Origin of the sequence: Caballeronia jiangsuensis (assembly GCF_046030135.1) — a bacterium.
GTDB classification, from domain to species: domain Bacteria; phylum Pseudomonadota; class Gammaproteobacteria; order Burkholderiales; family Burkholderiaceae; genus Caballeronia; species Caballeronia jiangsuensis.
Map to the genome: position 1 here is coordinate 1 of NZ_JAQQDB010000142.1, position 385 is coordinate 385.

1 protein-coding gene is annotated in these 385 nt (G+C 61.6%); it reads right to left on the reverse strand.

The genetic code is table 11. From position 1 onward, the window contains the following. Nucleotides 1-385, reverse strand: a 385-nt coding sequence (locus PQR08_RS38720) for a 2Fe-2S iron-sulfur cluster-binding protein (RefSeq protein WP_408164518.1), incomplete at both ends; no start/stop codon positions are given.

A 385-nucleotide genomic window follows, 5' to 3' on the forward strand; every position in this document is an offset into this window, starting at 1 on the left:
GTCCGCGATAAAGCGATAGGCTTGCAGCAAGCCCGCCGGGCCCACGAACTTGTCCGGATTCCACCAGAAGCTCGGGCACGACGTCGAGCAGCTCGCGCACAGAATGCACTCGTAGAGTCCATCCAGTTCGTCGCGCTCCACCGGCGATTGCAGGCGTTCTTTCTCGGGCGGCGGCGTATCGTTGATCAGGTATGGCTTGATCGAATGATACTGGTTGAAGAACTGCGTGAAATCGCAGATCAGATCGCGCACCACGGGCAGCCCCGGCAGCGGGCGCAGCACGATCTTCTGCGGCAGTTCATTCAGATTCGTCAGACACGCCAGCCCGTTCTTGCCGTTGATGTTCATCGCGTCCGAGCCGCACACGCCCTCGCGGCACGAGCGG